The 931-nt window shown below is 48.1% G+C and carries 1 protein-coding gene and 1 pseudogene; both read right to left on the reverse strand.

What is annotated here, in order from left to right; genetic code table 11:
* A pseudogene (locus tag AN34_RS21335) lies at positions 1 to 339 on the reverse strand (hypothetical protein); the annotation flags it as partial.
* On the reverse strand, positions 251 to 931 hold a 681-nt coding region (locus AN34_RS21840; protein WP_029289142.1), incomplete at its 5' end, for a hypothetical protein. The pseudogene AN34_RS21335 and the gene AN34_RS21840, both read right to left, overlap by 89 nt.

Raw genomic sequence — 931 nt, forward strand, 5'->3', positions numbered from 1 at the left:
TGTGGCAGGTTGTGCATCAATAGTGATACTGGTCGAAGCAGAAGTACAGCCATCGCTGTTTCTTACCGTTACCGAATAGGTACCCGAAGCTACATTATTAAAAGTGGCAGAAGCCTGATAGTTCGTGCCATCAATGCTATAGGTTAATCCCGAACCTGTTGGTGCAGTTACCGTAATGGTTCCGGTTGCCGTGGTACAGGTAGGTTGTACTGCAGTAGCCGTTGGCGCAGCTGGCGTGGCAGGTTGCGCATCAATAGTGATACTGGTCGAAGCAGAAGTACAGCCATCGCTGTTTCTTACCGTTACCGAATAAGTACCTGAAGGTACCCGATGCAACATTATTAAAAGTGGTGGAAGCCTGATAATTGGTTCCATCAATGCTATAAGTTAAGCCTGAACCTGTTGGCGCAGTTACCGTGATAGTACCTGTGGCCGTGGTGCAAGTTGGTTGTACCACAGTAGCAGTTGGTGCAGCTGGCGTGGCTGGTTGTGCATCAATAGTGATACTGGTCGAAGCAGAAGTACAGCCATCGCTGTTTCTTACCGTTACCGAATAAGTACCTGAAACAACATTATTAAAATCTGTCGAAGCCTGATAGTTCGTGCCATCAATGCTATACGTTAAGCCTGAACCCGTTGGCGCAGTTACAGTGATGGTTCCGGTCGCTGTAGTACAAGTTGGTTGTATCACAGTAGCAGTTGGCGCAGCTGGCGTTGCTGGTTGTGCATCAATAGTGATACTGGTCGAAGCAGAAGTACAGCCATCGCTGTTTCTTACCGTTACCGAATAAGTACCTGAAGCTACGTTATTAAAAGTGGTGGAAGCCTGATAGTTCGTACCATCAATGCTATACGTTAAGCCTGATCCTGTTGGTGCAGTTACCGTGATGGTGCCTGTTGCCGTGGTGCAGGTAGGTTGTACCGCACTCGC

This window comes from Pedobacter sp. R20-19 (genome assembly GCF_000708265.2).
Lineage (GTDB): Bacteria > Bacteroidota > Bacteroidia > Sphingobacteriales > Sphingobacteriaceae > Pedobacter.